Origin of the sequence: Tardiphaga sp. (assembly GCF_041424195.1) — a bacterium.
GTDB lineage: Bacteria > Pseudomonadota > Alphaproteobacteria > Rhizobiales > Xanthobacteraceae > Tardiphaga.
This window is the reverse complement of record NZ_JBGMOE010000027.1, coordinates 1-2343: the sequence shown is the minus strand read 5'-3', so window position 1 is coordinate 2343 and position 2343 is coordinate 1. Positions and strand designations below refer to the sequence as shown.

Below are 2343 nucleotides of genomic sequence, written 5' to 3'. Positions count from 1 at the left end.
GACTGAAGCGGCGTTCGACGGTCATCGGCTTGGCTCCCCGCTGTGCGCTTGCGGGAGATGCGACGGCGCGGCGGCGGGGTCGAGGGGCGGGAAGTACGTAGGGGGGGGGCGGCTACGCGCCCCATTTCGGTCATCCGACGTGCTGCGAGCGGTTCCCGGAAGCCGCCATTCGTTCAGGTGCAGCATGAAGGGATGCTCTCTATCCCGTGCATCGTCCGTCATGGCGATCCCTCAGGCCTCACACAGGCCGATCAGGCGCAGCAGCTCGGCCAATTCGGGCAGACGCTCAGCCACCCGGATTGCGCCATCAAGCGTCAGACGCTGCTCGAGTTGCTGCGGGGTACAGGGCTTTCGATAATCGACCCAATCCCTTGCCAGCGCGGCATCGGCATTCCGTTTGTCCGGGGGCTGGTTCATGTGACGGCCGGGCAGGTGCCGCAGCAGAAACGCTTCGTGCGTCGGCTGTTGCCAGATCACTGTAAAATTATTGTCGCGCGCGTGCCGACGCGCCAAGTCAGCGCGGGCCTGATCGCCTTCGATCTGATCGGTGTCGAGGAAGACATATCGTCCGATAAACGGCTCGCGGTTTCGCTCGATCCGATCCACACGCTCAATCGCCATTTCGATTCGCGTGTATGGGTCCCCGGCACCCTGCCCGAGATCGCACAACTCAAGGTGAAACGGCATGTCGCGATCACGCACCAGATTACGCAGCCATCCCGCATAGGCGACCTCGCTTCGCCCTTCCCCACCGATAAAGACGGGCGCACGCTGCGGGCGCGAGGGTCGTGGCCGCCTCATCCGATCTGCGGCACCGCGCCGTAGACACCCGACAGATATTTTCGCCGGAGGTTATCGTCCCGGCGCGCGATATCGCGCGCGAGATAGAGGCCGGTGCGACCCTGACGATCCTTTTCGCAAAACAGAATTTCTTCGGGTGCCAGATCGTCAAGGAGGCTGGTCGACTGGCCGGTGAACCAGAGCTGCGCCCCATGAGGGTTTCGGCCGGGGTCATGGAACCAGCGGATCAGCTCAGGAAGAACCAGCGGGTGAATGGCGAGATCGAGTTCGTCGACGATGGCGGTGCCACCGCTGGCAAGCGTCTCGGCAATTAAGGGATAGAGGCGAATGAACGCCCGCGTCCCGTGGCTTTGTAGCCCCCACGGCATGTCGGCATCGAGCTTGCGATGCCTGAACTTGGCCAGCCACCCCTGTGGGGTCTGGTCCACACGCATCTCTTCGATGCCAAGATCGATCCGGTTAAGATCCTCGTTAAGCGTTGAAAGGAGATCCGGGCGATTGCCGATGAATTCGATAAGCCTGTCGTCACCCGACGCCGGTTGGTAGTCGAGGAACGAATAGGCGCTGTCGGCGAGACTTTTCAAAAACAGCGCGCCGGGGTGTTGAAATTGCGCAAAGCTGGCGATGATCGAGCCGACCGGATCGAGAGTAGTAAGCAGGTGGCGGAATCCCTGAATGGGAAAGGCCTTCGATCCCAACGCTTGCTGAGGGCCACTCCGCTCGAACACCCGTTGCCATTTGCCGCGATCATTCGGCCGTTGGCGAAGACTTTCGTGCGCAACATGCTGAACTTGGCCACCTTGTACCGCCAACTCGAGCTCATACCGGTAGGTGCCGTAAACTACCGCTTCGTCGCGGCCGGCGCGTTCGATGACAGCAGGCGTGGCATCCATCAAGCCCGCTAGCTCCAGCGCAATTCGGACCGGGCGATCTTTGGACTCCTCGTCATTGAACCGCTCGACCAACGCGCCAGAAATAGCACGCGCCGCCGGATTGCGAACGAATTGGATAATGAAATTCAGCGCCTTGAGCACGTTGGTCTTGCCCGAAGCGTTTGCGCCGAACAGCGCGATGACCTTTGGCGCTCGTACAGACGCGCCGGGGAAAATCGGCGCGAAGCGATCGAACCGATCCGACACCTTCCCCGAGACGCGCAGGTCGACAACCTGTCGATCGCGGATCGAAAGGAAATTCTCAATCTCGATCAAATGGATCATGACATCACCTATTTCGCCCTAAAAATAGGTTTGTAACGATAATTCGTCAATAACGTGATTACAACGCAGTATGCCATTGCTCTGACGGATAAGCGACTTCCAGACAGCGCCAAGCCACCCTGTCCTACACCACCCCCGTACTTCCCGAAGCTGCCGCCGCGCGTCCCCCGCAGGCATAACCGTCGCCACACCGCGCGCAGCACAGGAATGCCCATGACCGATCCGCTCCCCGCCCCGCTTGGCTCCGGCGCGCCCATTTCCGGTGTCCCCGGCCCGCTTTCGCCCGATCTGCTGCGGCGGATGCATGGCTATTGGCGCGCCGCCA

Annotated in this window: 2 protein-coding genes; one reads left to right on the top strand and one right to left on the bottom strand. The window is 61.2% G+C overall.

The window, feature by feature from the left end; translation table 11 throughout:
- The first annotated feature begins 192 nt into the window (after positions 1-192).
- Positions 193-825, top strand: coding sequence for a hypothetical protein (locus ACEK02_RS03555; RefSeq protein WP_371420424.1), 633 nt, complete (start codon positions 193-195; stop codon positions 823-825).
- On the opposite strand, the gene ACEK02_RS03550 is transcribed toward ACEK02_RS03555, so the two are convergent.
- A complete protein-coding gene (locus ACEK02_RS03550; RefSeq protein ID WP_371420423.1) occupies positions 798-2018 on the bottom strand; it encodes an ATP/GTP-binding protein in 1221 nt (406 codons plus the stop codon). The genes ACEK02_RS03555 and ACEK02_RS03550 overlap by 28 nt on opposite strands.
- Between the last annotated feature and the right edge of the window lie 325 nt (positions 2019-2343).